At 70.8% G+C, this 3,587-nt stretch carries 3 protein-coding genes and 3 pseudogenes; all 6 read left to right on the forward strand.

The window, feature by feature from the left end:
- Positions 1-745 precede the first annotated feature (745 nt).
- Positions 746-1,406: CHAT domain-containing protein (locus FF86_RS41885; RefSeq protein WP_242418331.1), on the forward strand; the 661-nt coding region annotated here is incomplete at its 3' end.
- A 1-nt stretch (position 1,407) separates the two neighbouring features.
- A pseudogene (locus FF86_RS41890) lies at positions 1,408-1,465 on the forward strand (hypothetical protein); the annotation flags it as partial.
- Between the two features lies 1 nt (position 1,466).
- Positions 1,467-1,645 (forward strand): annotated as a pseudogene (locus FF86_RS41895) (CHAT domain-containing protein); the annotation flags it as partial.
- 29 nt (positions 1,646-1,674) lie between these two features.
- Positions 1,675-2,106, forward strand: a complete 432-nt coding sequence (locus FF86_RS06540; protein ID WP_044885178.1) for a hypothetical protein — start codon at positions 1,675-1,677, stop codon at positions 2,104-2,106.
- A 13-nt stretch (positions 2,107-2,119) separates the two neighbouring features.
- A partial coding sequence (locus FF86_RS06545; protein ID WP_242418295.1) for a hypothetical protein occupies positions 2,120-2,728 on the forward strand: 609 nt, incomplete at its 3' end.
- 76 nt (positions 2,729-2,804) lie between these two features.
- Positions 2,805-3,055: pseudogene (locus FF86_RS41900) on the forward strand (hypothetical protein); the annotation flags it as partial.
- Positions 3,056-3,587 lie beyond the last annotated feature (532 nt).

The raw sequence follows: 3,587 nt of genomic DNA on the forward strand, positions 1-3,587 counted from the left end.
CGTGGTGGGGGCATCGCCGAGGGTACGGGTTCAGGCGGCTGCCGGCTGGGGGCGGGCGGCCGCGGGTGGGGAGCGGTGGGATGAGGCGGTGGCCGGGTTCACCGCCGCAGCCGAGCTCGTAGGCCAGCTCGCCCCTCGCAGCCTGGACCGCTCTGATCAGGAGCACCTCCTCGTCGCTCTGAGGAATCTGGGTGCGGACGCGGCGGTGTGCTGTGTCCAGGCCGGGCTGCCGGAGCGGGCGGTGGAGTTGTTCGAGGCGGGTCGGGGGGTGCTGCTCGGGCAGGCGTTGGATACCCGCACCGACCTGACCGACCTCACCGCGGCGTATCCCCGCTTGGCCGAGGCGTTCACCCGCCTCCGCGACGAACTGGATTCGGCGGACCCCACACGGACCTTCCCATCGCTCACCACCGTGGGACCGGACGGCATCAGCGCCGCCTACGACGACGGCGGTCGGCGGAGGTCGGCGGCGCTGGCGTTTGACGCGCTGATCGAGCAGATCCGCGGGCAGGACGGCTTCGAGGGCTTCCTGCGCCCCCCGTCGATCCGCGAGCTGCACGCTGCGGCCGTCGATGGCCCGGTGGTGATCGTCGCGGTGTCAGATTACGGATCCCATGCTTTGATCCTGATTCGCGACGAGGTCCATACCCTGCCGCTCCCCAGGCTGACCTCCGAAGCCGTCGACGACCGGGTGACTGCGTTCGTCACCGAGTCTTCCCCCGCTGGGGAGGAGGAGTTGGGGGACGTGCTGGGCTGGCTGTGGGACCAACTCGCAGCCCCCGTTCTGGGCCGGCTAGGTCTGACCGGTCATCCGCGGGATCAGGAGTGGCCGCGGGTGTGGTGGTGCACCTCCGGCCTGCTGTCGTTCCTGCCGTTGCACGCCGCTGGACATCATCACACCTGCCACGACGCCGTCCCCGCCACCGTTCTCGACCGTGCTATCTCCTCCTACACCCCGACGGTCCGCGCGCTCATCCACGCCCGCCGCCCCCTGCCCGAGCCTGTGCCCCACCGGCAGGAGCCGCACATCGTCGCGGTCGCCATGACCCACACCCCACCCGCCCTGGATCCCTCGGGGGAAGACATCTCCCTGAACGATCTTCCTGGCGCGAAGGAGGAAGTCGGCCACCTTGAAGCGCATTTCCCCGGCCGGGTGCGGCCCTTGATCGACCTGCGGGCGACCTACGCCACGGTGACCGAGGCCCTGCCGGCCTGCCGGTGGGCGCATTTCGCCTGCCATGGGATGGCCGACCTTGCCGACCCGTCGGCCAGCCGGCTGTTCCTGCACGACCACCGAACCCGGCCGCTGACCGTCCTCGACGTGACCCGGCTGCACCTCGACGGCGCGGAACTGGCGTTCCTGTCCGCCTGCGAGACCAGCCGGCCCGGCGACCTGCTCCCCGACGNGGCGATCCACCTGGCGTCGGCGTTCCAACTCGCCGGCTACCGTCACGTCATCGCCACCNTGTGGCCCATCGACGACACGGCCGCGGCCGATCTCACCGACGACATCTACGGCACCCTCGCCGCCAACGGTGACCGCCTCAACCCGGCCCGCGCGTTGCACGACGCGGTCCTCGGCCTTCGCGCGCTCAACCTCAACAGCCCACGCATCTGGGCCTCGCATCTCCACACCGGTGCCTGACCCCACCCCCCTACCGCTTGGAACCAGCCATGCCCGATGCGCTCGACACGGCGGGAATCCTCGCCGCCACGCACGCGATCCGCCCGCGCCTGTCCGCGCTCGTCGGCCCGGCCCACGCCGCGCAGCTCGACACCCAGCTCGCCGACGCCCTCACCCACCCCGACCCCACTCAGGCCGCGGCAGAGCTGGACCGGTTGCTCCGGAACCGCCCCCAGACCCGGGCGTTCCTGCGCCGTGTTCTCGCCGACGCCCCCCACTATCGACCGCCCACCCTCGACCAGGAAACCCAGCGGGCCGCCGACTCCAGCCGAGGAGTGGCGCTCGCCGGGGATTCCGGAGTCGTCGACGCCGACCGCTTCATCTGCCCGGATCCCGACTGCGACTACGCATGGCATCGGCCCTCGGTCGGCGACACCGTTCGCCACTGCCCCGACCATGCCGTCGCCCTGATTCCCGGCTGACAGGGCCAACGGCGTGCTCGACGAGTTCTGGAAGGCCATCGGCGGGAAACTCGCCGACCGCTGGGCCGCCCTCGCCGCTCCCGCACTCATCTTCTGGCTCGCCGGACTCGCCGCCTGGACCCACCACAACGGCGGCCTGCACACCCTGACCAGCCACACCGCCTGGCTCGACCGGCAGACCCCCACCGTCCAGATCCTCACCATCACCACCTGCCTGCTCACCATCGCCGCGTCCGCGGTGATCGTGAACCAGGCCGCCACCCCCGCCCTGCGCCTGCTCGAGGGTTACTGGCCCCCGTTCGCCGATCCGCTGCGCCACCGCCTCGCCGCCCGCGCCGCACGCCGCGCCGCCGACGACCAGACCGCCTGGCAGGCCGCCTACGCCGCCGTGCGCCCCCCGGCAGTCCCGACCAGCCGGCAACTCGCCGCGTACACCCGCCTGGAACAACGCCTCCGACGCCGCCCCACTCCCGGCGCCCCCGCCTACTACCTGCCCACCCCGATCGGGAACATCCTGCGCGCCGCCGAACGCCGCCCGGCCGACAAGTACGGCCTCGACACCATCATCTGCTGGCCGCGGCTGTGGCCCGCCCTCCCCGACACCCTGCGCGCCGACCTCCTCNCCGCCCGCGCCACCCTCGACACCGCCACCACCACCGCCCTGTGGGGACTGCTGTTCTGCGCCTTCACCCCGCTCNCCTGGCTCGCGATCCCCCTCGGCCTCGCCGTCACCACCCTCACCGTCACCACCGTCATCCCCGCTCGCGCCCACACCTTCGGCGACCTCATCGAAACCGCCTACGACACCCACCGCACCGCCCTCTACAGCCAGCTCCGCTGGCCCCTCCCCGCCACCCCAGCCGACGAGAAGGCCGCCGGTCAGGCCCTCACCGCCTACCTACTGCGCGGCTCCGACCGCCCCACCCCCACCTTCACCCCGCCTCCCTGACCGGCCCCGGTTTCCGCACTCCGAGACGGGACTTTCCAGCCCGCCTCAGAAACTTTCCTGTGGAGTCCTCGATCGTGCGTGCGCTCCTCGTCCGCCTGTTCGGTACGGCACTGTCGAATCCCGGCGTCCGGAATGGCACGACTCCTACCTTGGGAGCCCACGGATATTTCCTGGATTCGCCGACCGCCAATACGGACTTCTGGTAATGTCTTGATCTGTGGGGGCGCCTTCTGTCGCATCCGCAATCCTGCAGCGCCTGGTGGAGAGGGCGCGCGTGTGGCCGTCCGCATTCACTCCCCGTCGTACGCGGCAGAGTGGGTCGTCCGGTGGGCGATGTCACGTCAGACCAATATTCTCCGTCGTGATGACAAGGGGGACGTACAGCATGGATGGTCAGCCGGCCTGGCGTTTTTGCGACAAGTGTTTTGGTATCTTCTTCAACGGTGATCCGGACCCGAAGCGGAAGGGTCACTGCCCCGCGGGGGACGCTCACCACGCCCAGGGGTTCGTCTTCTACCTGCCACACGATGTG

This window comes from Frankia sp. CpI1-P (genome assembly GCF_001421075.1).
GTDB lineage: Bacteria > Actinomycetota > Actinomycetes > Frankiales > Frankiaceae > Frankia > Frankia torreyi.

What these genes read in the sequence shown, in the direction of transcription:
- FF86_RS06540 (WP_044885178.1), top strand. Translation starts at nt 1,675, where the DNA reads ATGCCCGATGCGCTCGACACGGCGGGAATCCTCGCCGCCACGCACGCG.